18 protein-coding genes are annotated in these 24,851 nt (G+C 69.2%); 6 read left to right on the forward strand and 12 right to left on the reverse strand.

The window, feature by feature from the left end; all coding sequences use genetic code 11:
* The first annotated feature begins 27 nt into the window (after nucleotides 1–27).
* Nucleotides 28–1,065: a LacI family DNA-binding transcriptional regulator gene (locus ACWA14_RS14755; protein ID WP_463794998.1), complete on the forward strand. Its 1,038-nt coding sequence runs from the start codon at nucleotides 28–30 to the stop codon at nucleotides 1,063–1,065.
* Nucleotides 1,066–1,095: 30 nt separating this feature from the next.
* On the opposite strand, the gene ACWA14_RS14760 is transcribed toward ACWA14_RS14755, so the two are convergent.
* Complete coding sequence (locus ACWA14_RS14760) at nucleotides 1,096–2,406, reverse strand: glycoside hydrolase 5 family protein (protein ID WP_463795001.1); 1,311 nt, start codon at nucleotides 2,404–2,406, stop codon at nucleotides 1,096–1,098.
* A gap of 213 nt (nucleotides 2,407–2,619) precedes the next feature.
* Here ACWA14_RS14760 and ACWA14_RS14765 point away from each other — a divergent pair, with 213 nt between their 5' ends.
* Genes ACWA14_RS14765 through ACWA14_RS14780 form a run of 4 tightly spaced genes read left to right on the forward strand, consistent with a single transcriptional unit; the run spans nucleotide 2,620 to nucleotide 9,052 of the window.
* Nucleotides 2,620–3,921, forward strand: coding sequence for an ABC transporter substrate-binding protein (locus tag ACWA14_RS14765; protein WP_463795003.1), 1,302 nt, complete (start codon nucleotides 2,620–2,622; stop codon nucleotides 3,919–3,921).
* Nucleotides 3,922–3,963: 42 nt separating this feature from the next.
* Nucleotides 3,964–4,851 (forward strand): carbohydrate ABC transporter permease, encoded by an 888-nt coding sequence (locus tag ACWA14_RS14770; protein ID WP_463795005.1) that lies wholly within the window; start codon nucleotides 3,964–3,966, stop codon nucleotides 4,849–4,851.
* Nucleotides 4,848–5,783, forward strand: coding sequence for a carbohydrate ABC transporter permease (locus tag ACWA14_RS14775; RefSeq protein ID WP_463795007.1), 936 nt, complete (start codon nucleotides 4,848–4,850; stop codon nucleotides 5,781–5,783). Before ACWA14_RS14770 ends, ACWA14_RS14775 begins: the two co-directional genes overlap by 4 nt.
* Complete coding sequence (locus tag ACWA14_RS14780; RefSeq protein ID WP_463795009.1) at nucleotides 5,780–9,052, forward strand: GH92 family glycosyl hydrolase; 3,273 nt, start codon at nucleotides 5,780–5,782, stop codon at nucleotides 9,050–9,052. The genes ACWA14_RS14775 and ACWA14_RS14780 overlap by 4 nt, the downstream gene beginning before the upstream one ends.
* Before the next feature lie 17 nt (nucleotides 9,053–9,069).
* Here ACWA14_RS14780 and ACWA14_RS14785 read toward each other — a convergent pair whose 3' ends face one another.
* From ACWA14_RS14785 to ACWA14_RS14805, 5 genes are all read right to left on the reverse strand, one after another.
* Nucleotides 9,070–10,278: an endo-beta-N-acetylglucosaminidase H gene (locus tag ACWA14_RS14785; RefSeq protein ID WP_463795011.1), complete on the reverse strand. Its 1,209-nt coding sequence runs from the start codon at nucleotides 10,276–10,278 to the stop codon at nucleotides 9,070–9,072.
* A 190-nt stretch (nucleotides 10,279–10,468) separates the two neighbouring features.
* On the reverse strand, nucleotides 10,469–12,103 hold the full coding sequence (locus ACWA14_RS14790) for a fucose isomerase (RefSeq protein WP_463795013.1): 1,635 nt from the start codon (nucleotides 12,101–12,103) through the stop codon (nucleotides 10,469–10,471).
* Entirely contained in the window at nucleotides 12,100–14,697 is a 2,598-nt protein-coding gene (locus tag ACWA14_RS14795; protein ID WP_463795015.1) for a GH116 family glycosyl-hydrolase, read from the reverse strand. Before ACWA14_RS14795 ends, ACWA14_RS14790 begins: the two co-directional genes overlap by 4 nt.
* A complete protein-coding gene (locus tag ACWA14_RS14800; protein WP_463795017.1) occupies nucleotides 14,694–16,190 on the reverse strand; it encodes an FGGY-family carbohydrate kinase in 1,497 nt (498 codons plus the stop codon). Before ACWA14_RS14800 ends, ACWA14_RS14795 begins: the two co-directional genes overlap by 4 nt.
* 133 nt (nucleotides 16,191–16,323) lie before the next feature.
* Entirely contained in the window at nucleotides 16,324–17,310 is a 987-nt protein-coding gene (locus tag ACWA14_RS14805) for a LacI family DNA-binding transcriptional regulator (RefSeq protein ID WP_463795019.1), read from the reverse strand.
* A gap of 102 nt (nucleotides 17,311–17,412) precedes the next feature.
* Here ACWA14_RS14805 and ACWA14_RS14810 point away from each other — a divergent pair, with 102 nt between their 5' ends.
* Nucleotides 17,413–18,546, forward strand: coding sequence for a glycoside hydrolase family 172 protein (locus ACWA14_RS14810; RefSeq protein ID WP_463795021.1), 1,134 nt, complete (start codon nucleotides 17,413–17,415; stop codon nucleotides 18,544–18,546).
* A 14-nt stretch (nucleotides 18,547–18,560) separates the two neighbouring features.
* Here the strand turns inward: ACWA14_RS14810 and ACWA14_RS14815 are convergent, their stop codons facing one another.
* The 6 genes from ACWA14_RS14815 to ACWA14_RS14840 form a co-directional block, all read right to left on the reverse strand.
* Nucleotides 18,561–19,001: a DoxX family protein gene (locus ACWA14_RS14815; RefSeq protein WP_463795024.1), complete on the reverse strand. Its 441-nt coding sequence runs from the start codon at nucleotides 18,999–19,001 to the stop codon at nucleotides 18,561–18,563.
* A gap of 119 nt (nucleotides 19,002–19,120) precedes the next feature.
* Entirely contained in the window at nucleotides 19,121–20,224 is a 1,104-nt protein-coding gene (locus ACWA14_RS14820) for a DUF4185 domain-containing protein (protein WP_463795028.1), read from the reverse strand.
* A gap of 34 nt (nucleotides 20,225–20,258) precedes the next feature.
* Nucleotides 20,259–21,152: a carbohydrate ABC transporter permease gene (locus tag ACWA14_RS14825; protein WP_463795030.1), complete on the reverse strand. Its 894-nt coding sequence runs from the start codon at nucleotides 21,150–21,152 to the stop codon at nucleotides 20,259–20,261.
* A gap of 13 nt (nucleotides 21,153–21,165) precedes the next feature.
* Entirely contained in the window at nucleotides 21,166–22,017 is an 852-nt protein-coding gene (locus ACWA14_RS14830; protein ID WP_463795032.1) for a carbohydrate ABC transporter permease, read from the reverse strand.
* Between the two features lie 157 nt (nucleotides 22,018–22,174).
* Nucleotides 22,175–23,542, reverse strand: a complete 1,368-nt coding sequence (locus ACWA14_RS14835) for an ABC transporter substrate-binding protein (RefSeq protein WP_463795036.1) — start codon at nucleotides 23,540–23,542, stop codon at nucleotides 22,175–22,177.
* Between the two features lie 152 nt (nucleotides 23,543–23,694).
* On the reverse strand, nucleotides 23,695–24,849 hold the full coding sequence (locus tag ACWA14_RS14840; protein ID WP_463795039.1) for a DUF4185 domain-containing protein: 1,155 nt from the start codon (nucleotides 24,847–24,849) through the stop codon (nucleotides 23,695–23,697).
* Between the last annotated feature and the right edge of the window lie 2 nt (nucleotides 24,850–24,851).

Here is a 24,851-nt window from a genome sequence, read left to right on the forward strand (position 1 = left end):
CTAAAACGATCAAGTAGGGTGAAGGCCATGACACCGGGGAAACGCGTCACGATCGCGGATATCGCGCGCATGGCCGGCGTCTCCCCCGGCGCCGTCTCGTTCGCCCTGAACGGCCGGCCCGGCGTGAGCGAGGAGACGCGCCAACGCATCCTCGCCGTCGTCGCCGAGAACCACTGGCAGCCCAGCTCTGCGGCACGCGCCCTGGTGGGCGCCCGGGCGAACACCGTCGGCCTGGCCCTCGCGCGCCCGGCCCGCTCCCTCGGCTCCGAGGCCTTCTTCACCGACCTCATCGCGGGTATCGAGTCGCGACTGTCGCAGAGCAAGGTCAGCCTCCAGCTGCGCCTGGTCGCCGACATCGCCGAGGAGATGGAGGTGCACCGGCAGTGGCGGTCGTCGAACCAGGTCGACGGCATCATCCTGATCGACCCCCGCGACGACGATCCGCGCGCCGACCGCATCACGGCACTCGACGCCCGTGCGGTGATGATCGGCTCGAAGCCGTCTCCCGACGGCGCCGTGCCGAGCGTGTGGATCGGCGACGACGAAGTGGCCGAGACGCTCTTCTCGTACCTGGCCGCGTTGGGTCACACCCGCATCACGTACGTGGCCGGTCCCGCCGAGCTCGAGCACACCCGGCTGCGCGCCGAGGTGCTGGAGCGGATGGCGGCCGACGGCGTCGCGGGCGAGGTGATCACGACCGACTTCTCCCCCGCGCGCGCGTCGGCCGTGACCCGCGCCCAGCTCTCCGGGCGCCTCCGCCCGACCGCCGTGGTCTACGACAACGACGTGATGGCGGTCGCCGGACTCCGGGTCGCGCAGGAGATGGGACGGCACGTGCCGCGCGACGTCTCGCTCGCCTCCTTCGACGATTCGGTGATCGCCGGGCTCATCAATCCGTCGATCACAGCCATGACCCGCGACACCTTCGAGCTCGGCGAGCAGGCCGCGACGCTGCTGCTGCGCCAGATCGAGGCGGGGACGAACCTCCCCAGCGTGCAGGGGCCGACCCCGACGCTCACCGCACGCGAGAGCACCGCTCCCCCGGCGGGGGCGGGGCGGGCCTGAGGCAGGCTCCGCGTTCGTGTCCGACTGCTCTCAGGCGGACACGACGGTGTTGACCGCGCCGTAGCGGCCGACCGTGTTCGTCGACAGGTCGGGGCGGATCAGGCGGCGGATGCCGCGCGCGTCCAGCGCTGCCTGGTCGAGCGCGGCCCGGGAGGTCACGAACGTCGGGTCGATGCCGCTCTCGCAGGCATCCGCCCACGCCTGGAACACGGCGCCGCCCGGGCTCAGGGCCGCGCGACTGACCGGCACCTCGCGCGCATCCACGTCGATCACGATCGCCGTCTCGCGCGCCGGAGGAGCCGTCCGGGCCCGCAGCTCCGGGATGAGCTCGGCGAAGCGCCGCCCGAGAGGCTTCGCCGCCCCGTTCTCATCGATCAGGCCGAGGGAGTACTCCAGCTCGGGGAAGTCGCCGAGCCGGCGGCTGACGTCGTGCGAGCACCACCAGGTGACCCCCCAGAGGTTCTCGGTGCGGGCGGCCGACCGCACCGTCGCCTCCAGGAATCCGGGCATCTCGCTCTCGTCGAGGCAGTTCGAGGGAGCACCCACCTCCTGCAGCCACACCGGTCGGTCCCGGTCCGTCGCGAATGCGCGGGAGAGTTCGATGAGGTACTCGGCGTGCCGGTCGGCGGCGACCGAGCGACCGCCGTAGCGCTGCGCGGTCCCGTTGAAGATCCAGGAATGGATCGTGGTCATGGCGCCCAGACGCGAGGCGTGCGCCGGCGTGAAGCCGTGGCCGTCCATGTACCAGACCGCGTCGTATTCGCTGTGCACGTGCGGGAGGCCGGGGGCCGCGCTCTCGGCGGCGGAGAGCAGCGCCTGGATCCACTGTCCGGCCTCGTCGGTCGTGACCGGCCAGGGCGAAGGATGCGTGTGCGCCGAGAACTGGTTGGTCTCGTTGCCCAGCGTCAGACCGAGGAAGTTCGGGGCCTCGCCCAGCGCGCGGGCGAGGGTCTCCACGAGGGCGACCTGCCCCTCGAGCGCCTTCGGATCGGTGAACATGTTGCGGTCGTGCCAGGTGGACAGCCACGCCGGCACGAAGTCGAAGCTCGACAGGTGGCCCTGGATCACGTCGACGCTCGCGTCGAGCCCGAACTCTCCCGCGATGTCGACCACGGCCCGCACGTCGTCGACCGCCTTCGGGCGGATCAGGGTGCGGTTGGGCTGCAGCACGGTCCACAGCGGGAACACCCGCACGTGGTCCAGGCCCAGCTCGGCGAGGGCCGCGAAGTCGCGACGCACGTCGTCGGGGGTGAAGTCGAGCCAGGCGTGCATCCAGTCCTTCGACGGCGTGTAGTTCGCCCCGAATCTCAGGGGAGCATCGAGAGCGCCACGCTGCGTCATGTGTTCCGGCCTTTCCGACAGAGCCCTCCGGCGAGGACATGTCGCACAACTATAGCGCTTGAGCAACAAGACCCATCCAGTCGGAATCAGCCCGCCCGACGAGACTGCGCACCCACCTTGACAGCGGGCGCATCGGATGGTTTCATCTGCTAAAGCGTTGTAGTCCGCGGACTGTGGACACCGTCGAATCGCCCGCCTCGAGGAAGAAGCACGATGAAAGTTCCCGCACGCATTGTCGCTCTGGCAACATTCACGATCGGCGCCATGGCGCTCGCCGGCTGCACGGGAGGCGGCGGCCCCTCGGACGCATCCGGCCCGATCGACACCTCCGGCGAGCTGAGCGGAACGATCCAGTTCCAGACCTGGTCGCTGAAGAACGAGAAGTTCACGCCGTACTTCGAGAGCCTGATCGACGCGTTCGAGAAGGAGCACCCCGACGTCACGGTCGAGTGGCTCGACCAGCCGGGCGACGGCTACCAGGAGAAGATCCTGAGCCAGGCCAACGCCGACACGCTCCCCGACGTGCTGAACCTGCCGCCGGACATCGCCTACCCGCTCGTCGCGGCCGGCAAGCTCGTCGACCTGGACACCGCCGACCCCGATCTGGCATCGGCCTACAACGCCGGCGCGTGGGACGCGTACAGCCAGTACCCCGGCATGGACGGTACCTATGGTCTGCCCTGGTACCTCTCCAGCGACGCCTCGTGGTGGAACCTCGCACAGCTGGAGCCCTTCGGCGTCACCGAAGCGAACCTGCCGACGACCGTGGACGACCTGCTCACGCTCGCGGAGGACGTCGCCACCGAATCCGGCGGCAAGGTGCAGCTTCTCTCCTCGATCCCCGCGCTCGACACCTTCACCGCCGCCGGCATGGAGGTCATCGACGACGAGGGCGAGTTCGACTTCAACACCCCCGAGGCCGCCGCGATCATCGAGAAGTACGCCGACGCCTACGCGGCCGGCGCGATGCCCGCCGAGGCACTGACGGGTGACTACGGCGGAAACGCCGAGGCCTACATCCAGGAGAAGGTCGCGTTCACGACCGGCGGCACCGGCTTCACGACCGACCTCCAGAAGGATGCCCCCGCTCTGCTCGAGACCACCGTCGCGACCCCGCGCCTCGGCGTCGCCCCGCTCTACGTGCAGGGCCTCAACGTCTCCGCCGACTCGGACAACAAGGAGGCCGCACTCGCGTTCGCCGAGTTCGCGACGAACGAGGAGAACCAGATCGCCTTCTCCTCACTGGCCGTCGGCACCGCGCCCGGCACGGCAGCCGGAGGCGATGCGGTCGTCGAGAACATCGCGTCCTCCGTCACGGACGAGAAGCAGCTCGCGGCGATCGACACCGTGTTCGGCGCCATGCAGGACGCCAAGGCCCTCCCGTTCCAGTGGACTTCGGACATGGCGACCTACATGACGCAGCAGATCGCGCTCGCGGTCAACGGCGAGGCCGACGCGCAGACCCAGCTCGACAAGATCGTCGAGTACGCCAACGCGAACCGCGTGGACAAGTAAGCCATGCGCGCGGACACCGGCATCCGGACCCGGATGAGGACGATGAGATCGCACAAGTGGTTCACCCCGTGGCTCCTCCTCGGTCCCGCCGTCATCTGGGTGCTGGTGTTCGCGCTCTGGCCCTTCCTGAACACCGTCTTCCTGAGCTTCACCGACGCCCGCCCGCTGCGCACCCCCGAGTTCGTGGGAGGCGCGAACTACGAGCGGATGTTCGGCGACGAGATGTTCTGGAACGCGCTCACCACGTGCCTCATCTACGTGGTCGTGTGCGTGCCGCTGCTGACGATCCTGCCGCTGCTGCTCGCGATGCTCGTGCAGAAGAAGCTCCCCGGCATCGCGTTCTTCCGCACCACCTTCTACTTCCCGGTGATCGCCTCGGTGGTCGTGGTCGCGCTCATCTGGACCTGGCTGTTCGACAGCCGCGGCATCATCAACCAGACGCTCGAGTTCCTCGGGGTCGTCGACCGGCCGATGGCCTTCCTCGTGGACAGGTGGCTGCTGCTCGGCTGCGCCATCCTCCTCACGGTGTGGAAGGGGCTCGGCTACTACATGGTCGTGTACCTCGCCGCACTCGCCAACGTCGGCAAGGAGCTGCACGAGGCGGCCATGCTCGACGGCGCCGGCTCCTTCCGCCGCTTCCTCTCAGTCACGGTCCCGTCGCTGCGCGGCGCGATGCTGCTGATCTCGGTGCTCATCGCCGTCTCGGCGATGAGGGTGTTCGCCGAACTCGACGTGCTGTCCAAGAGCACGGGCGGACCCGGCGGCTACGACATCTCGCTCGTGATGCTGATCCGCCAGGTCGGCTCCGGCCTGAACGGGAACATCGGATACGCCTCGGCGATCAGTGTGGCGCTGTTCCTCCTCACTCTCATCCCGCTGGCCGCGATCGCCCTCATGAATCGCGAGAAGAAGGCGAAGGTCCCCGCATGAGCACCCTCAGCCCGCCCCGCACCGACGACGACCGCCGCGCGGAGACCCCGCCCCCGGCGCCCGCGCGGGAGCGCATCTTCCGCCGCCGCGGCTCGGGCGACTTCAGCAAGCCCACCCTCGGCGGACTGATCGGCCGGTACGCCCTGCTGCTGTTCGTGCTGGTCCTCGTGATCGGTCCGTTCATCTGGCAGCTCTCGACCTCGTTCAAGGGCCCTCAGGAGAACATCTACTCCTTCCCGCCGAACCTGATCCCGACCGACCCGACGCTGCAGAACTACGCCACCGTGGCCGACGTGGTTCCGGTCTACCTCTACGCCTGGCATTCGCTGCTGGTCTCCGTCGGCACGGTCCTCAGCAACGTGATCCTGGCCACGTTCGCCGGCTACGCGCTGGGATGCATGCGGTTCCGCGGCAAGTGGATCGTGATGGGCATCCTGCTCTCCACCCTGCTCTTCCCGGGTGAGGTCACCGTCACGAGCAACTTCCTCACGATCCGCGCGCTCGGGCTGGCCGACACCCTGTGGGGGGTCTTCCTCCCCGGCGCCATCAGCGCCATGAACGTCCTGCTCGTCGCCACCGCCTGCCGCATGATCCCGAAGGACGTGCTGGATGCCGCGACCGTCGACGGCGCGACGACCTGGCAGCGCATCCGCCACATCGTGTGGCCCAACATCCGCGGCATGGTCTCGGTCGTCGCGATCTTCGCCTTCATCGGCGCCTGGGACGACTACCTCTGGCCGCTGATCGTGCTCTCGGATCCGTCGAAGTACACCCTGACGGTCGGGATGGCGTATCTGAACAGCAGCTTCTCGGTCGATCCGCGCCTGATCGCCGCGGGCACCATGATCGCTCTCGTGCCCATCGTCATCATGTTCTCCTTCACGCAGCGCTTCTTCTTCAAGGGCGTGCAGGAGGGGGCGATCAAGGGGTGAGCGAGATCTCGCTCACCCCGGCCGACGGCCCGGCCGATCCCCCCTCGTCGCGCCCGCACACGGGAGTGCTGCGCGGGCCGGTCTTCGCCTTCGCGTTCGATCCCTCCGCGGGCGAGCAGCGGATCGAGGTTCCGGGCCTCGCCGACATCGCCCTGACCCCGACGACCGTGCTGCACTGGGCGTTCTACGCCGACGGTCCCGCCGCCACACGGGCCCCGCATGCGGCGCTCGCGGTGACGGTCGATGCGCGGGGTGCCGACGGCATCCGCCTCAGCGACGACCTCGCCGTGCGGGATCGGTACGACGTCGCGCTCGGCGCCGATGCGCAGTTCGCCGCGCGCTGGAGTCTGCCGGAGCAATGGAACGCGGACACGGTGGCGTTGGCCCCGCTGCTGCACGACGACGGCACCCGCGATGCCATCGGCGCCGCCACCGCCACCGTCGAGCTCGTGCTCGGTGCCAGAACCCTCGCCCCCGCAGCGGACCTCCCCGCGCGGGTCACCGGCTTCGTGCAGTGCATCATCGCCGAGCAGGCCCCGGTGGGAGACATCCCTCCGGTGGAACGCGTCGACACCCGACGCGGCACCCACTCCGGCCCGCGTTTCTCGCGCGGGAACACGATCCCCGCGGTCGCCGTGCCGCACGGCTTCACGTTCGTCACGCCGGCGACCGACGCCGCCGACGCCCGCTGGCCGTACCGCTCCTTCGTGCACGACGACCCCGCGGGACGATGCCTCGAGGCGCTGCAGTTCTCGCATCAGCCGAGTCCGTGGATCGGCGACCGCTCGGTGCTGCAGCTGATGCCGTTCGCGGGACACCCGACGTCGCAGCGCGCCGGGCGCCGGCGGTGGATCGTCCCCGGGTCGGAGCGCGCGCGCCCGCACGAGTACGCCGTGGAGCTCAACGGCGGCTTGCGCGCCGAGATGACCGCGACGTCGCACACCGCGGCCTTCCGCGTGCACGCCGACGACCCCGGCGCGACCGTGGGGTTCGTGATCGACCAGCTCACCGGCGAGGGACAGCTCGCGTGGACGGATGACGGGCACTTCGAGGGATGGACGCCGGAGGGGCCGGAGGACTGGGGCAACGCGCCGCGCTGCTACGTCGCCGGCGAGGTCCTGCATCCGGCGGACCCCGGGGACGCGGGTGTGCAGGGCATGCTCGACGACGACGGACGCCCGTCCGTGGCGGGATATGCGAGCGGACGCGGAGCGCTCGAGGTGCGGGTCGCCGTGTCGTACCTGTCGATCGCGCAGGCTCGGCGGAGCCTGGCGATCGAGGCGCCCGCGGCAGTCCCTTATGAGGAGCTGCGGGAGGCGGCCGCGGCATCCTGGAACCGGCTGCTGGGACGGGTCACGATCCCGCCCCTCCCTGCCGCGGAGGCCCCGACCCGTCGGCTCGCCGACGAGGAGAACCGCGCCCGCATCGCCGCAGCGCTGCACCGGATGCACCTGTACCCGAACCGGGCCGCTGAGAACACCGGCACGGCGGCGGCGCCCGCCTGGCGCTTCGCCGACGTCTTCGCCCCCCGAACGCCGTACGGCGACGATCGCACGAGCGCTCCGATCGCAGGCGGCGAGCTCATCGTGAACAACGGGTATTGGGACACGTACCGCACCGAGTGGCCGGCGCTGGCCCTGCTCGACCCGGCGCTGACGGGCAGGCTCCTCGACGGTCAACTCGCGCAGTATCGCCGGGGCGGCTGGATGGCCCGGTGGAGCGCCCCCGGGTACGTCGACAGCATGGTGGGCACGTCGAGCGATCAGATCTTCGCGGATGCCGCGCGCTGGGGCGTCGATTTCGACCGCGCGGAGGCCTTCGAGAGCGGCTGGCGTAACGCGTGCGAACCGGGGCCGGATGCCCGACGCGGGCGCAAGGGCATCGACCGGGGCCGCTTCACCGGGTACATCTCCTCGGATGTGCCGGAGGGGATGAGCTGGAGCATCGAGAACGCGGTGAGCGACGCCGCGCTCGGCCGGTTCGCGGCTCAGCTCGCTGCGGACGCCCCGGTTTCGGGGGGTGCGGATCGGACGAGCGCGGATGCCGCGCGCTACCGGGCCTTCGCCCGGTACTTCGCCAATCGCGCGCGGTCGTACCGCACACTGTTCGATCCCGACACCGGCTTCTTCCGCGGCAGGGACAGCGCCGGCGCCTTCACCCCCGGGTTCGATCCGCGTGTGTGGGGCGGGGACAACGTCGAGACGAACGCCTGGGGGATGTCGGTCGGCGCCGTGCACGACGGGGCGGGCCTCGCCGCGCTGCACGGTGGACCGGCGGAGCTCGGCCGCCATCTCGACGCGCTCTTCGCGGAGCCCGAGACGGCCGACGAGCGGTTCGGCGGGGCATACGGCACGGTGATCCACGAGCAGCGCGAGGCGGCGGCGCTGCGCGCGGGCATGTGCGCGATCTCGAACCAGCCCGCGCATCACATCCCCTTCATGTACGCGTTCAGTGATCGGCCCTGGCGTGCCGGTGCGATCGTGCACGACCTCGCCGGCCGCCTGTTCGCGGGCGCGCACATCGGGCAGGGCTTCCCCGGCGACGAGGACAACGGCGAGATGAGTGCCTGGTGGCTGTGGGCCGCGCTCGGGCTCTATCCGCTGGAGCTCGCCTCGGGCGTGCTGCGGATCGGCTCCCCTCTCGTCGACGACATCCGCGTGGAGCGGGGCGACGGCTCCTCTCTGCGGGTCGTGTCCCGTCGCAGCGTGCCCTCGGCGCACGTGCTGCAGGAGGCGCGGCTCGACGGCGTCGCCCTGCCGACCGCCGAGCTGTCGATCGACGCGCTCGTCGGCGAGGCGGTGCTCGAGCTCGTGTTCGGTGTCGATCCGGTGGCGGCGCTCGAGTCCGGCACCTCCGGGTCCACGGATGATGTCGCTGCCTGGCGCACAGACCTGACGGCGAGCGGCGTCACCCTGTCCTCCCCGGCTGTCCGGAACCCCGAGCGGGTGTTCGATGACGGCGACCCTGCGGGCAGCGCCGGCACTCGGCTGCATTCCGGCGAGTGGGTGGGCTGGCGTTTCCCCGAGCCGCGCGCCATCAGCGACCTCACCGTGACGACGGTGCACGCGGCATCCGCATCCGCTCTGCGCTGGGAAATCCTCGATGCCGACGGAGCCTGGGCGCCTGCGACCACGACGCATGACGCCGATCTGCTGCCCGACCGCACGACCCCGTTCACCCTGACGACGCGGATCGTGACCTCGGCGCTCCGCGTGCGGGCGGAGGCCGAGGTCACGATCCGTCAGATCGAGGTCTTCGACCTGGACTGATCAGCCCGACGGCTGTATCAGCCGGCCAGGACGAACGTCATCTCCGTGCGGTTCCCGGCGACATCGAGCACTTCGAGCGTGTTCTCTCCGGCGACCGCGCCGAACGCACCCGGCTTCACGAAGTTGAGATCGCTCCACGCGTCGTCGGTGAGGTCCTTGAGGACGCCGTTGACGAAGAGCCGATCGATCTTGCCCGCGTCGTGGAGCTTGAAGCTGACCATCGAGTACGCGTCCGCGGAGCCGGTCGTGAATCCCTCTCCCTGCTTCACCGTGACGGTCGGAGCCGTGCGGTCCTTCGGTGCCGCCCGGTACTCGGTCGCCTCGCCCTTCAGGGCCTGCGTGATCCCCGAAAGATAGGCCGACTGGTCGGTCGCGGTCAGGTTGTACGCCACGTACACGCCGTAGCCGTCGGAGACGGTGCGTCGCGCGAAGTCGGCCGCCGTCGCCGCGCCGGTGTTCGCGAGGTCGATGGCCGCGGCCCCGAGCCGGGTCCGGTCCTCGAGTCCGGCGACAGTGGGCGCGTCGTACGTCGGGTAGTAGGGGTTCCAGGCGTAGTCGATCACGTCGGCGGCGTCGAACAGCGTGAAGTCGGTCGTCGTGTACGACGGTCCGATCGCGTACAGGCTGATGATCTTGTCCGGGCCGAGGCGGTCGCGCAGCGCCGATGCCAGCCAGCCGAACGACTCGGCGTTGGGCTGCGGCGTCCCGTTCGCGCCGTACTCGGTCCACTCGTCATCGAAGTCGATGCCGTCGAGCCCGTAGGTCGTCACGGCGTCGGCGAGCTGGGCCGCGAACGCGTCGGCCGCGGCATACGAGGTGAAGTTCGCGAAGCCCGCGCCCTGATGGTTGCCGAGCACCGAGAGCAGCACCTTCGTGCCGCGCTCCTGGACGGGGCGGATCTGCGTCTCGGCATCCTCCAGCGTCTCGGTGACGCGCTCGTTGAAGTGCAGGTAGGCCTGCTCGCCGTCGTAGTTGATGTTGGCGGCGAAGATCATCGCCATGTCGATGGCCGCGTCGCCGGAGTCGGCGAGCGTGTAGTCCGCCACGTTCGCTAAATCGTTCGAGTTGACCTCGACGTACACGGCGAGCTTCGGGTCCACGGGTTCCGGTGTGTCCGCGGTCGCCCCGGAGGCGCCGACCAGGACCGCCGCCGCAGCCGTGGCCGTCACCCCCAGCCCGGCGATGCTCCTGCGCAGTCGATTGTTCGTGACGTTCTTCCGGCTCATGACGGATCGTCTCCTTCGGCGTCGTTGTCGAATCGGCCGCGCCCTCGCGACCTGCCGCCGACTATAGCGCTTAAGTCCACGGCCCGGAAGAACTCCCGGGGAGCACCCAGGCGTCGCGGAGGGGCACGGGAAAGGGGACGGATGCCGTGGCATCCGTCCCCTCCCCCGGCCCCCTCCGGCTGTCAGCGGATCAGATCGTCACGTCTCCGACGACGTTGACCCGGATGCCCATGCCCGCGAACATCGCGGCCTTGGCGATCAGCGCCTTGTCGGCCGTCTCGGCGTCGGGCGCGTAGACGAGCTGTGCGTGGTTCGCCTTGTGCCGGGCCATGAACTGGTCGCGGGAGATGCCGTGCAGGACCACGTGGGCGATCGGCCACTCCGGGTTCGTGGCGTCCTTGCGACGCTGCGTCTCCTCCTCCGGCAGCTCCACGACCGAGGCGCGGAAGATGTCGGCCTGCAGGATGCCGTCGGCGATGAACACCCGCGACAGCACGATCTCGCCCGGCTTCGAGACGCCGTTGATGGTGGCGCCGCCCGCGGGGAAGAACACGTGGCCCTGACGCCAGCCCTCGGCGTTCTGCCACCCGCCGAGGTGCGAGGCGGGCACCGAGCCCGAGATCTCGTAGACCCAGACGAACCGGCCGTCGAAGTCCTCGCCCCAGCGCACGTCGTGCAGGGTGTTGTCGGGCACGAGTCCCATCGCGCGCCACACACGGTCGGTCACGAGCGCGTCGACCGCGACGCCCTCGTCGGCCTCGTTGAAGTGCGGGAACGCGCGCCCGTCGTGCAGCACGCGCGAGCCGTCGCGCGAGGTCACCGGCGGGCGCTCGGTCGAGTTCAGGATGCCCTCGGCCAGGTCGGATGCCGGCACCAGGTCCTTCAGACCCTGCTGGTACTGGATGCCGACCGCGTCGAGCCCGAAGTCGTCGGCGATGCGGAGCGCGGCGATGTACATCTTCAGCTGCCACTGCACCTGGTCGCGGGTGAGCTCGGTCGTCGCATCCTCGCCGTACCGGAAGGTCATGCCGGCATCGATCAGCCAGTCGTAGGCGGCGTCCGCCTCGGCATCCGTGACGTTCAGCATCTCGGCGTACAGCGCCGACTGCGACAGGCGCTCCTTGTAGATGCCCGTCTTGTTCAGCAGCTCGTCGTCGAAGATCGCGTTGTACATGCCCATGCAGCCCTCGTCGAAGACGCCGATGATGGCCTTCTCCGCGAGCAGCTCCGCGGCGAGCGCCTCGCCCAGCGCCTTCTCCGGGCTGTCCGGAAGCGCGGGCAGTGCGCGCACATGCGAGGCGTCGTGGGTGATGGCGCCCGTCTCGGTCCACTCCCGGATGCCGGCGCGGAACCACTCGTCGGTGAAGTCGACCGACCAGATCGTGGCGTACGGCTTGTCCATCTTCGTCAGCCCCGCGTTCAGGCCGAGCAGTCCGACCAGTCCCGGCCAGTCGCCCGCGAAGTTGGCGACCGTGAGGATCGGCCCCTCGTGGGAGCGCAGGCCGGCGAGCACGTGGTGCGAGTACTGCCAGACGGCCTCGGCGACGATGAGCGGCGCATCGGTGGGGATGTTCCTGAAGACCTCGAGGCCCATGCGCTGGCTCGAGATGAAGCCGTGCCCGGTCTCGGGGTCCACGTCATTGGCGCGGATGACCGTCCAGCCCAGGTCGTTGAAGACACCGGTGACGCCGGCCTCGAGTTCGACCTGCACGGGCCAGCCGCCGGTGTTGGCGGCTTCGCGCAGGTCGCCGGAGGCGATCAGGTACGCGGTCTTCGGTGCGGATGCCGGTCGGGATGCCGGGGTCGGCAGGGTGTAGGTGGTCATGATGCCTCCGGGGTTGGGGTCGGGGTGAGCGGGGCGACGTGGCGTTCGCCGGCTCGAAGTCGGATATCGCGGCCGAGGGTTCGGCCGTGCAGGCGGAGGACGGCGACCTCGAGGGCGCCGCCGTCGAGGTGGAGCGTGAGGGCGTCGTCGTCGATCTCGACACGCCCCCACCCGGTTCCGGTCGTGAACAGACTGCGGAATACGTCGCCCTCGTCACGGAGCACACCGGCCGACGGCGCGAACGACAGCGCACCGGTCGGAGCATCCCATTGAGCGCCTCCGGCACCGAGCAGCAGGGCCCACGAGGCGAGCGAGCGGGCGTAATGGTTGCCGCACTCGATCTCGTTCCAGGGGCTGCGGTGCCTGCCGTCGTAGCGGGCGCGCAACGATCGCTCGATGCGGAGCGCGTCGGCGGCACGGCCGGCGAACAGCAGGGATGCCGCGACCTGGTGCTCGATGCCCGTCCACACCTCGTCCGAGTAGACGAAGGGGATCGCGGGTCGTCCTCCGCGCGGCCAGGAGGCGAGCAGCAGACCGCCCTCGTCGTTCAGCGCGTACACGCGCTGCGTGCTCTCGTGTGCCGAGAGATCGTCGCGCAGGTTGTGCGTCACGATCGCGGCGAGCGCCGATTCGACGTGCGCCTCGGGGAGGATCGCGCCGAGCCCGTTCACGTACGCATGGAACTGTCCGAGCAGCTGATCCGACAGCACGCCCTCGCCGTACTGGTAGCGGTGCGCGTCGAGGTCGTCGATCACCTGTCGGTAGTACTCGCCGTTCCACAGGATCTCGTCCATCGCCTGTGCGACCGTGTCGGCCCGCGCACTCCATTCGGCGGCACGCGTCGACTCGCCCAGGTGGGCGGCCATCCGCGCGCCGGCACGGAGGGCGGCGAGGTGGATCCCGTTCGCGAGGGGCTCGGCGCCGTGGAACTCGATGTCGTAGGTGTTGTGCATCTCGCCGTCGAGCAGGCCGTCGCCGTCGCGGTCCCACTCCCGCGCGGCATAGTCCAGTGTGCGGACGGCGGCCGGCCAGAGTTCGCGCAGGAAGTCGTCGCCCGCGCCGAACCGCCACTCGCGATGCAGGCGCAGCAGGGTGCCGAGCTGGCCGTCGACAGCCGGGGCCATGAACCAGGAGGGCCCGCCGAAGACGCGGTTGCCCCGGAACTTCTGGGCCCCTTCGTCGTCGGTCTCGAGCAGGTACTCCACCCGCCGGGCGCTGCGCTCGAGCGAGGGGAACAGCCACGCGAGGGTCTGCGCGTAGGACCAGACGTGCGTGCACGTTCCCTCGCACGACCCGCCGTGGTCGAAGGACCCTTCCCACGCCGCGAACACGGGGCCCTCGCCCAGTTCGGCGCGCGGAGAGGAGAGTACGAAGCCGGTGGTCGAGCGCGCGGTGGCGACGTTCGCCCCGATGGCGTCGATCAGCACGGGGTCGAGGGAGCTGCCGTAGAGCGCCTCCACGAAGGCATCGGTGGCGCCCTCCAGCGCGGGCAGCTGTGCGTGCAGATGGCGTGCCGCGGCCCAGGCATCGGACCACAGGGTCGCGTAGTGGTTCTGCACCGTCTCGTCGATGTGCGGGTCCGCGAAGACGATGTGCCCGGCCCAGCCTCGCCGACGGTTCGGGAAGCTCCAGGCCAGCACGAACTCGAAGTCGCGGCTCTCCCCCGGTGCGAGCGTGTGCACGATGCCGAGTGACCCGGTGCGCAGCCGCGGGAGCTTCGCGAGCATCTCCTCCTCCGTCAGCGACGACGCGTCCGCCGATGATCGCGGGCGCCCCTCGGCGTCGAGCTCGGCGAAGAGCCCGCGCGGACGATCCTCGAGCGTGAGCCGCGGTTCCGCGGCCAGCAGTCCGTCATCCGTGAGGTCGTTCCAGAACAGCCGTGCCCCGTCGGGCCAATAGCTGGTGACCCACTGCGGCTTCGCCGTGGTGGCGACATCCGTGGTGGTCAGGCTCAACGTGCCATAGCCGGGGTCGTCCGCCGGGAGGTCGATCCCGAAGTCGAGCCCGCGCACGTCACCGTCGTCGCGCCATCGCACGGTCTGTGTCGCACGCATGCCCCACGGCGCCTCCGGCCCCGGCGCCGCACGACCGGCGGTGTGCGAGACGCTGCCGACGACCGTGACCGCGACCGGCGCCGTTCCGGGATTGGACACCCGGTAGCGGAGCACGGCGGCGGGTATGCCGGAGGCGTCGGCGTCGAGCGGCACCAGCGGGGTGAAGGCGTGCAGCGATACCTCCACCGGCAGCACGTCATCCATGAAGTCGACATCGACCACGGGGTACTCGCCGTGCAGCGTGGCGGCGTCGAGCCGGGGCAGGCCGGCGAGCGCATCGAAGGCGTATCCGGCATCGGCGTCGTGGCGCCCGGTGAGCCGAGCCTCGAGCACCCGGGTCACCGCGGGGCCGCCCTCGGGCGCGGCATGGATCGCGAAGAACGAGTGCGGGTTGCGGCGCCCCTTGTCGGGAAGGTTCTCCAGCTCCCAGTCGCGCAGCTCCCCGCGGGCGCCGATCGACACGGTGCCGGTGCCGATCCCGCCGAGCGGGAACGCGGTCGCCTGCGAGGTGTGCGGGATGCCGGATGCGCGCCGGTTCATGCCGACACCTCGCGCTGCTCCGCGGCGAGTTCGTGGCTGACGTCCTTCGTGCCGGCGTACAGGCGCACGTAGCGGTCGAACAGCGTGTCGTAGAGCGGGCGCAGCGCGTCGTTCGGCTCGATGCGCTGCACGACGGGGTTCCAGTCGGCGATCCGGGGCGCGGCATCCGCGGTCGTGGTCGCGGTGGCCGCGAGGAAGGCGGCGCCGTAGCTCGCCCCGATGGTCGTGGCGGGCACCTCCTGCACGAGTCCGGTGACATCCGACACGATCTGCAGCCAGAGCTGCCCCTGGGTCCCGCCGCCGACCGCGACGATCCGGCGGATGTCGGCGCCGGCCGCACGCATGGTCTCGACGTTGTGCCGCACACCGAGGGCGGTGGCCTCGAGCGCCGCACGGTACAGGTCGCCGCGGGAATGCTCGAGTGTGAGACCCGCGATGACGCCCCGCGCATCCGGATCCTGGATCGGCGTCCGCTCCCCCGCGAAGTAGGGCAGCATCAGCAGGCCCTTCGCGCCGGGGCCCGACGCGGCGGCCTCCGCGAGCAGCTGCGGGTAGTCCGCACCGGTCACCGATCTCAGCCAGGCCGTGAGCGCGCCGGAGGTGGAGAGCCCGCCCGCGAGGTTGCGGGTTCCCGCGAACGCCCCGGCGGTGGTCCACATCGACGGAGTGCGCAGGGCCTGATCGCCGTTCGTGAACACCATGAACATCGTGGTGCCGTACATCAGCATGAGGTCACCCACCTCGTGGGCGCCGACGCTCACCGCCTCGGTCCAGGCATCGATCGTTCCGGTGATCACGGGCGTGCCCACCGGGATGCCGGTGGCGGATGCCGCGTCAGCGGTGACGTACCCGGCGATGTCTCCGGCCCACGCGAGTGACGGCTGTTCGAGCTCCGCTGCGTACCGCTCCCACCACGGCTCGTGCCAGCGCGCGTCCTCGATCTCGTAGAGGGGCGTGACCTGACTCGCGGACTGGTGATCGAGCACGTAGGCACCGGTGAGCCGGTACGCCAGCCAGGAAGCGGGCATGAACAGCCGGCGGGCGCGTGCCCACGCCTCGGGTTCCTCGTCGGCGACCCAGGCGATCTTCGGCCCCGCGGCCTGCGAGGTCAGCGCGGACCCGCCGACGCGCGTGATCTCCTCGGCGCCGAGCTCGTCCGTCATCCGGACGATCTGCGCCGTGGAGCGGGTGTCGACCCCGTACAGGATGGCCGGCCGCACCGGCTCATCGTGTTCGTCGACCAGCAGCACGCATGGCCCCATGCCGCTCACGCCCACACCGACGATCTCGGCATCGGGCACCGCCTCGATGAGCTCGCGGGAGAGCGCGACGAACTCGTCCCACCAGACGGCGGCATCCATCTCGACCCAGCCGGTGCGCGGCCTGCGGACGTCGTGCGCTCGGGTCGCCGCGTGCAGGATCTCGCCGCGCGCATCGACGAGCACGCCCTTGCTGCTGGATGTGCCGATGTCCACCCCGAGGGTGCAGCGCATGGCGTCCTCCTTGAAACCCGTGCCGACGGAATCTGAAACCTGTCCGCCACTGTACGCGAAATCGATTTCATGGCGCAAGACGATGTCGCACCGTCTGCCCGGATCGCCTTCCGCCCCGCGTCCGGGACCTCTCTCAGGCGCGGAGGACGGAGGCCGACTGCACCTCGTTGCGCAGCACCACCGTGCGCGCGGGCTGGGTGTCGCCACCGATGCGCTCGAGGAGCATCCGCGCCGCCGTGACGCCCATGTGCCGCGCCGGCAGGCGGACGACGGTGACGGCGGTCGGGGAGAGCGTCGTGAACGGCAACGAGCCGATGACGGCGACACCGACCGCGGGAGGAGTGAGTCCGTGTTCCGTGAGCACCTGGATCGCCCCGACGCCGATCAGGTTGTTGCCGGCGACCACGGCATCCGGCGGCTCGGGGAGCGCCAGCAGCTCCTCCATCGCGGCGCGACCCCCGTCGACACGGAAGGTCGCGAAGCGCTCCAGCTCGTCGAGATCGAGGTCGGGCTGCGCGGCCGACAGCGCAGCACGCCACCCCGCGGCACGCTCTGCCGCCGTGTCGATGTGCTCGGGTCCTCCGATGTAGGCGATACGACGGTATCCGGCGCCGATCAGATCCTTGGTCGCGGAGGTCCCCGCGGCACGGTTGGCCATCACGACGCCGTCGATGTCGTAGGTCGTCCCGCGGTCGACGGCGACCACCGGCCGCCCGGTGGCGAGGATGCTGTCGAGGTTCGACTGCTCCTCGGCGGTGGCGATGATGACGCCGGACATGTGCTCGGCGATCGCGATGCGGAGGTAGGTCGCCTCCTTCTCGAGCTGCGCGTCGGAGTTGCACAGCACCACGGAGTACCCGGCCTCCGAGGCGACGTCCTCGACGCCTCGGGCCATCTCGGTGAAGTACGGGTTCTCGATGTCGGGGATGACGAGCGCGATGACCTCGGAGCTCTGTCGTCGCAGCGTGCGCGCGGTGCGATTGGGCGTGAAGTTCAGCTTCTCCGCCGCATCGCGGACGGCCGCGACCTTCTCCTTCGAGACGCTCGTGCCGTTGAAGACACGGGACACGGTGGCGGGAGAGACGCCCGCCAGCTCCGCGACGTCGTAGATCGTTGACATGAACCCTCGCTGCCTCTCCGGCCGCCCCGGAGGTGAAGCAACAGTATCGCGCACGACGAACATCTCTGGCGATCCGCGATGAAATCGATTACATTGGCGCCCATGACTTCTGCACCTTCAGATCTGGCATCCCTCGCAGCGTTGCGACCGGTCCAGACACGATCGATCTCTCCCGAGAACTTCGACGGATCCGCGGGGGGCGGCGGCCGGGCGACCGAGGGTACCGGTGCGTCGTGCGCCCGCGACCTCGGCCCCGGCTGGAAGATCTCACCCAGCATGGACATCAAGGCCGGCGAGACGCTCGAGCTCGCCGACATCTCGGGTTCCGGCAAGATCACGCACATCTGGATCACCACCCACACCGACAACTGGCGCACGCTGCTGCTGCGCGCGTACTGGGACGGCGCAGAGGAGCCGGCGGTCGAGGTGCCGTACGGCGACTTCTTCTGCAACGGCTGGGGCGTCTTCGCTCAGGTGAACTCGCAGACCATCGCCGCGAACCCGCACGGCGGCTTCAACTCGTACTGGCCCATGCCCTTCCGCGACGGCGCACGCCTCACGCTCGAGAACACCTCGGTCGTGGACGTGCGCGTGTACTACCAGGTCACGTACGAGATCGGCGGCGATCACACGAACGACGCCTACTTCCACGCGCAGTGGCGCCGCTCGAACCCGCTCGAAGACCTCACGCCGCACGTGATCCTCGAGGGCATCGAGGGGCAGGGGCAGTACGTGGGCACCTACATCGCGTGGGGCGTGAACTCGAACGGCTGGTGGGGCGAGGGCGAGATCAAGTTCTACCTCGACGACGACACCGATCACCCGACCATCTGCGGCACCGGCACCGAGGACTACTTCGGGGGCGCCTGGAACTTCGACATCCCCGGGCAGGGGTATACCGAATTCTCCACGCCGTATCTCGGGATGCCTCAGGTGATCAGGCCCGACGGCCTCTACGTCTCACAGCAGCGGTTCGGCATGTACCGCTGGCACCTGCTCGACCCGATCCACTTCGCCACCGGCATCCCCAAGGTTGACATCCAGGCGCTCGGGTGGCGCAGCGGATGGCGCTATCTGCCGCTGCGGGACGACATCGCCTCCACGGCGCTGTTCTACCTCGACCGGCCGACGGCACGGCGCCCGAAGACACCCACGCCCGATGACCTGGAGGTGCACCTGGGAACCGCTCCGGTTCCCGACATCGGCGCCTTCCCCGCTCGCCCTCCGCAGGACTGACGGCGAGCGGTCGGTCAGCGGAGCCAGGCGGGTGCTCGACCGCGCAGCAGGGCGCGGTCGAGCGAGAAACGCCCCGCACCGGTGAAGACGAGCGCGAGCGCCACGGCTCCCAGGACGGCGACGAACTCGTAGCCGCCGTCGCCGACCCACAGTCCCGCGGGCAGGTGCACGAGGACGAGGGCGACGAGCATGTCGATCGCGAGCAGGATGGCGACCGGACGCGTCAGGAAGCCGACGATCAGCAGGATGCCGCCGATGAGCTCGACGAACGCGACGACGGGGGCGGCGATCTCCGGCAGGGGCACCCCCATGCCCTCGAAGCTGCCGATCGTGCCGGGCAGGGTGAACTCGAAGACCTTCTGCGCGCCGTGGGCGGCGAAGATCGCACCGACCACGATGCGCAGGACGAGGAGCCCCAGCGACACGGAGGCGGAGGGGCGGGTGGTGTTCGTCATGAGGAGGTGTTCCTTCGTGGCAGGACACCGCGCGCCAGGCGCGGGGCAGGGGCGTTCCCTGACCCCACGCTAGGAAGCGGAGTTTTCCGTCTCCTGAGTGCGGTCTCGTTCGTCTCCCCTCAGACGAGCCCCTGCACCCGGAACTGCTCGGAGTGGTAGACGCTGTTGTTCCCGGTGTGCCACTGGCTCACGCTCAGGTGGAGGTCCGACAGCGTCGAACCGGGGATGATGTACCCGCCGTAGAGCTGGGCGACGTGCGAGGCATCCTCGGTCCCCCATTCCGTTCCGGACAGCAGCGTGGTCTTGGTCGCGGTGTACAGGTTGTCGGTCGGGGTGTTCAGCACCATCGCGTCGATCCGGTACGCCGGCGCGTTGAACCAGGTGAGGATCCACTTGCCGCCCAGCGGCCGCAGGCACATCTCTCCGAAACCGCCGGAGAGCACCTCGGTGACCGGCTTGCCCCACCCCCACGAGCCGTTCGCGAAGCCCCACGGCTGGTAGGCCGAGAGCGTCGTCATGCTGTTCGACGGCACCCGGTAGAGCACGATGCCCTTGTCGCGCTGGAACCCGGTGCCGTAGATGTACACATAGCCGTCGCTGCCCAGACCCCACGTGATGCACTGGAACTTTCCGCCGGCCATGTCGGCCGGGAACTGCAGTCCGGTGTGCTGCCACGTCGCGCCGCTGTCGTCGGACTTCCAGAGCTCCGTCCACCGCACCGCACCGAAGTTCGGTCCGTTGACGATCGCGTGCAGGTACATGCGGGACCCGATGGTGATGACGTCCGAAGGGATCACAGTGGTGAAGTACGCATCGTGCGGGTAGTACCAGAGCTGAGGGGCCGTGCCCTGCGTGTTCGCGCCGGCTCCGCCGCAGCCGTTGAACGTGACACCGGCGGCGAGGTTCGTCGTCGACGAGTACAGCGCCACCGGCGAGCGCCAGTTCGCACCGCCCACGCCGTCCGCCCAGGTGTCGCCGAACAGGAACAGCATCCGCCCGTCCGGCGTGCGCGCCGGGATGCCGAGGTCGGTCGCCCCGATCCCGTACTGCACCGGACTCTGGGTTCCCGCGAGGACCTTGATCCGCGACACCGTGAGTCCGGCCGCGGCGGCGGGGGCGGGCGCCGCGGTCGAGGCGAAGAGCGCCGCTCCCGCCGCTGCCACCGCGCCCTGCAGGACGCCTCGTCGAGTGATGCGGGGTCCGTGCGTGTTCTCGGTCTCCATCGACCTCTCCTCTCGGTACTGCGTGACTTTCGACCTACTTGAGACCTGCCATCTTGATGTTGCCGATGATCTGGCGCTGGAAGATGAGGAACAGGATGATCACGGGCGCCGCCGCCAGCACGGAGCCCGCCATCAGCAGCCCCAGCTCGGTCGATCGCTCGGAGCGGAACGTGGCCAGGTACTGCTGCACCACGAAGCGCTCGGGCGTCGTGATGGTCAGGATCGGCCACACGTACGAGTTCCAGTAGGCCAGGAACGAGGTGATCCCCATCACCACGAACGGCGGCTTCGACAGCGGCAGGAAGATGCGGAAGAAGATCGCGAACCGCCCGCACCCGTCGAGCATCGCCGCCTCTTCCAGGCTCGCCGGGATGTTCAGGTAGAACTGCCGGATGAAGAACACGACACCCGCGCTCGCGACACCCGGGATCACGAGCACCGCGAGGGTGTCGAGCATCGACAGGCGCGTGACCACGATGAAGCTCGTCAGCAGGATCGTCATCCCGGGGATGAACATCGTGGTGATGACGGCCACCCACAGCGTGCGCTTGAACCGGAAGTCCAGCCGGGCGAAGGCGTAGGCGGCGAGCGAGTTGACGGTGAGGCTCAGGAACGTGAACAGCACCGCTCCCCCGAAGGTCCACAGCATCGTGCGGGTGAAGGTCGGGTCGGCGAGGATCTGCGTGTAGTTCTCCCAGCGCCATACCTCCGGGAAGAACTGGAACGGTGTCTGGATGACCTCGGTCTTCGACTTGAAGCCGGCGATGAGCATCCAGGCGAGGGGGAACAGCGCGGCGATGAGGAAGATCCCGCCGGCGAGGAACTTCGCGATGATCGTCGCCCAGGATCCGGGTGTCCGCGGGAGGCGAGCACGGGCGGGCGGCTCCTTGCCGGCGAGCACGATCGTGCGGGTGGCGTCTGGGGGCATGACGGCGACCATCTCAGTCCACCAGCCTCTCGGAGTTCACGAACTTGAAGACGATGGCGGACACCGTGCCCAGCACCACGAACATCACCAGGGCGGCGGCGATCGAGTACCCGACGTTGATGTCGTTGCGGAAGTGGTTGAAGATGAACAGGTTCGGCAGGGTCGTGGAATCCAGGGGACCGCCCTGCGTCATCACGAGGGGCAGCTCGAACTGCTGGATCGCCGCCACGAAGCCGGTGATGAGCAGGTAGAGGATGATGTTCTTCATCTGCGGGAGCGTGATGTACGCGGTCTTCTGCCACCAGTTCGCCCCCTCCATCGCCGCCGCCTCGTAGTACTCCTGCGGGATGTCGACCATCGCGGCGACCATGATCAGCGAGGTCAGACCCATGCCCAGCCAGATGGCGGGCACGGCGATCGCCAGCAGCGCCCACGCGGGGTCGCCGATCCAGGCGATCGGGTCGATGCCGAAGATCTTGAGGAACCAGTTCAGCAGTCCCCCCGAATAGTCGTAGATCAGCACGAAGATGATCGACGTGATCACGGAGGAGATGATCGTCGGGATGTAGATGCTCACCTTGAGGAAGCTGGCGAACCTCCGCGAGACGCTCACCACGAGACTGGCGAACAGGAAGGCCAGCAGCAGCATCGGCGGGACCGTCATCAGCACGAAGACGAACCCGCGACCGACGGATGCCCAGAACAGCCGATCGCTGGTCACGTCGACGAAGTTCTTCCACCCCACGAACTCGGGCTCCTTGTAGAAACTCCAGTCCTGGAACGAGAGGTATCCCGCGTAGATCGCCGGCCAGATGACGAAGATGCCGAGGAGGACGATGACCGGGAGGAGGAAGAGGTAGGCCACTCGCCCGTCCCGGTACCGATATCGGTCCTCTCGTTGCTTCACCACCCGCCGCTGCGTTGCGACTGCCCTGTCGACCATCGTCGTCACCCGTTCTCTCGTTCTTCGCGGACGCACTCGCTCGGGGGCCGGCCCTGCACCGGCCCCCGATCGCGCGGCGTCAGTCCTTGGGTGCCTTGTCGGCGAGGCCCTCACGGTCGATCACGGTCTTGATCGCATCGTTGGCGGTCGCGATCGCATCGTCCACCGAGGCCGAGCCCTTCATCACGGACTCCATCGCGGTGCCGACCGCGAGCGAGACATCCCACGGGTAGCGCGGCTCCGGGATGGCCGTCGGGGCGATGTCATCCACGATCACCGACGACCACGGGGCATCGGCGGCGCCGTCGGTCGCGGCGACGGCATCCTGCACCGACTGCCGGACGGGGACCTTGGTGAACTGCGTGTCGACGAAGAACGGGACGAGGTTCTCGGCGTCACCGGCGATCGCCCAGGAGAGGAACTCCCCCGCCGCTTCGGGAGCCTTGGACTTCGCGTCGACGACCCACTTGAAGTTGCCCAGCGTGGTCGCCGAGCGTCCGTCGGCGTCGCTCGCGTTCGGGAAGGCGCCGATGCCGGTCTTGGCCAGGAGATCCGGGTAGTCCGATCCGACCTCCGACATCATCCACGAGCCCGACACCTTGAAGGCGACCTTCTCCTCGCCGTAGTCCTTGGCCTCGACGTAGGCGGCGAGGGGCTGCTTGGGCATGTAGCCCTCATCCCAGAGAGTCTTGTACTGCTCCATCAGCGACCGGTAGCCGTCGTCGTCGATGTCAGCCGAGGTCCAGTCGTCGTTCAGCGCCGTGTGACCGGCGAAGTTGAACTGCTGGCCCACCGTCGACCAGGCGAAGGTGCCGGCATCCTGCGCCGGCGAGATGCAGTACTGGCCGTCCGACAGGGTCGGCTGGATCTTGGCGCAGGCAGCGATGAGCTCGTCCCAGGACTGGGGTCCGGTCTCGGAGTCGACACCGGCGGCGTCCAGCAGATCCTTGTTCCAGAACAGCACGGCCTGGGGCTCGAGCAGCAGCGGGTAGGCGTAGTGCGTGCCGTCCACCTCGGAGACGGGCTTGGCCGCGTCGATGATCTCGCCCAGCGCGTCTTCGGGAACGATCGAGTCGAGCTCGTGCAGCTGCCCCGCCGACACCGCGTCCTGGATGCTGCCGGAGTGCGTGTAGATGTCGGGAGCCTTGCCTGCCGCCTGTGCGGCCTTCATCTTCTGATCCCAGGCATCGGCGGGCACCTCGGTGTCGACGACCTTGATCTCGTCCTGGGATTCGTTGAACTTCTTCACGATCCCGGCGTACCACTCGTTCTCGACCGGGGTGAAGGTGCGGTGCCAGAACTGGATCGTCGTGACGCCGGCTTCCCCGCCCTCGCCTTCAGCCGATTCTCCCGGTGTGCCCGAGCCGCAGGCGGCGAGCATCGTGCCGACCGTGATCGCGCCGACGGCGGCGATCGCGGCCCTTCGCGTACGAGTGCTGATTCTCATGGGTTCCTCCTCAGGAACGGACTCCTCATCGAGTCACTGCTGTGTGTTCGGCCTCCACCGAAGGACAAGCGCCCTGCTGTCGGTCTTCGGTGACCGGGTATGCGCCAGAGTAGGCGAAATCGATTTCATGCGCAAGGGATCTCTGCGGGCGTCTACCCGCCGACGCGCTCCAGATCGGCGGAGAACCAGAACACGTTGTACGGGCCCCACAGCGACAGCGTGAAGTGGATGCGGCGCCCGTCCTCCGTCACGTATCGGGGATTCAGGTACGGCGAATACAGCCCCGGATACTCGGCGCCCGACACGAGTTCGTGCGACTCGCCCCACGGTCCCCACGGCGTGATCCCCTCCCGGATGTAGGCACTCCCCGCGTCCGAGTACGTCATGACCCAGCGCTCGAGATACGTCGACCACATCACCGACAGTTCACCGATCGTGCCCGGGACGATCGTCTCGGCATCCGCCATCTCCGCACTCCACTGCGGCTCCTCCCCCTCGACCCCTGCGAAGTACGAGTAGGCGGAAGGGTCTTCCACCGCCTCCTCCGCCGCCCGCACCCGCATGAGCTGCACGCCGCCGAAACGGCCCGCGGGGATGGTCCAGAAGTAGATCCAGTCCTCCCCGCCTTCGGCGACCTGCACGGTCGCGACCTGCACGAAACCGGAGTCCCCCGGCCATTCGACATCGTCGACCCGGTCCCACGTCTCCCCGCCGTCGCGCGACGCGATGAGCGCGGCATGATTGGCATCCCAGGCGCCGGCCGCTCCCCAGAAGCGCACCGACATGTACGCCACGTAGATCGTGTCGCCGACCGTGAAGCCGTAGGTCGGGATCTTGGTGACCTCGCCTCCCGCGCCGTTCGCGTCATGATCCCCCTCGATCAGCGCCGCGGCGAGACCGGTGTCGTCCTCCACCCAGCCGTCGAACGCGATGCCGTCGCGAGGGTCGTCGTCCGTGGTCCACGCCGCGACGTTCGACCTCCAGAATCCGCCCTGGCCTCCGATGGACTCCGGGTCTCGCTCGCCGAAGGTGTCGCCGAACAGGAAGAGGGTCCTGTCGCCGACATTGACCATGGAGCCGAGATCGGTGCCGGCGACCGAGACGGCGGCCGTGTCGTTCATGGCATCGGGGCCGGTCAGCTGCGCGATCTCGGTGAGGTTCGAGACACCTTCCAGCACGAACGGCTTGTCCGGATCCGGGTCGACGCTCACGCTCGCATCGTCCGCGCAGGCGGCGAGCGCGACGACCAGGGAGAGGGCTGCCGCGACGGCGGCGGCACGGCGAGGGTTGGGGGTGACGGGTCGCATGA

Source organism: Microbacterium sp. TW_SC_2, from assembly GCF_055361165.1.

Excerpts from the sequence above, each read along its gene's own strand:
- ACWA14_RS14755 (WP_463794998.1), top strand. The coding sequence starts at position 28 with ATGACACCGGGGAAACGCGTCACGATCGCGGATATCGCGCGCATGGCC.
- ACWA14_RS14760 (WP_463795001.1), bottom strand. The coding sequence starts at position 2,406 with ATGACGCAGCGTGGCGCTCTCGATGCTCCCCTGAGATTCGGGGCGAAC.
- ACWA14_RS14765 (WP_463795003.1), top strand. The coding sequence starts at position 2,620 with ATGAAAGTTCCCGCACGCATTGTCGCTCTGGCAACATTCACGATCGGC.
- ACWA14_RS14770 (WP_463795005.1), top strand. The coding sequence starts at position 3,964 with ATGAGATCGCACAAGTGGTTCACCCCGTGGCTCCTCCTCGGTCCCGCC.
- ACWA14_RS14775 (WP_463795007.1), top strand. The coding sequence starts at position 4,848 with ATGAGCACCCTCAGCCCGCCCCGCACCGACGACGACCGCCGCGCGGAG.
- ACWA14_RS14785 (WP_463795011.1), bottom strand. The coding sequence starts at position 10,278 with ATGAGCCGGAAGAACGTCACGAACAATCGACTGCGCAGGAGCATCGCC.
- ACWA14_RS14790 (WP_463795013.1), bottom strand. The coding sequence starts at position 12,103 with ATGACCACCTACACCCTGCCGACCCCGGCATCCCGACCGGCATCCGCA.
- ACWA14_RS14795 (WP_463795015.1), bottom strand. The coding sequence starts at position 14,697 with ATGAACCGGCGCGCATCCGGCATCCCGCACACCTCGCAGGCGACCGCG.
- ACWA14_RS14800 (WP_463795017.1), bottom strand. The coding sequence starts at position 16,190 with ATGCGCTGCACCCTCGGGGTGGACATCGGCACATCCAGCAGCAAGGGC.
- ACWA14_RS14805 (WP_463795019.1), bottom strand. The coding sequence starts at position 17,310 with ATGTCAACGATCTACGACGTCGCGGAGCTGGCGGGCGTCTCTCCCGCC.
- ACWA14_RS14810 (WP_463795021.1), top strand. The coding sequence starts at position 17,413 with ATGACTTCTGCACCTTCAGATCTGGCATCCCTCGCAGCGTTGCGACCG.
- ACWA14_RS14815 (WP_463795024.1), bottom strand. The coding sequence starts at position 19,001 with ATGACGAACACCACCCGCCCCTCCGCCTCCGTGTCGCTGGGGCTCCTC.
- ACWA14_RS14820 (WP_463795028.1), bottom strand. The coding sequence starts at position 20,224 with ATGGAGACCGAGAACACGCACGGACCCCGCATCACTCGACGAGGCGTC.
- ACWA14_RS14825 (WP_463795030.1), bottom strand. The coding sequence starts at position 21,152 with ATGCCCCCAGACGCCACCCGCACGATCGTGCTCGCCGGCAAGGAGCCG.
- ACWA14_RS14835 (WP_463795036.1), bottom strand. The coding sequence starts at position 23,542 with ATGAGAATCAGCACTCGTACGCGAAGGGCCGCGATCGCCGCCGTCGGC.
- ACWA14_RS14840 (WP_463795039.1), bottom strand. The coding sequence starts at position 24,849 with ATGCGACCCGTCACCCCCAACCCTCGCCGTGCCGCCGCCGTCGCGGCA.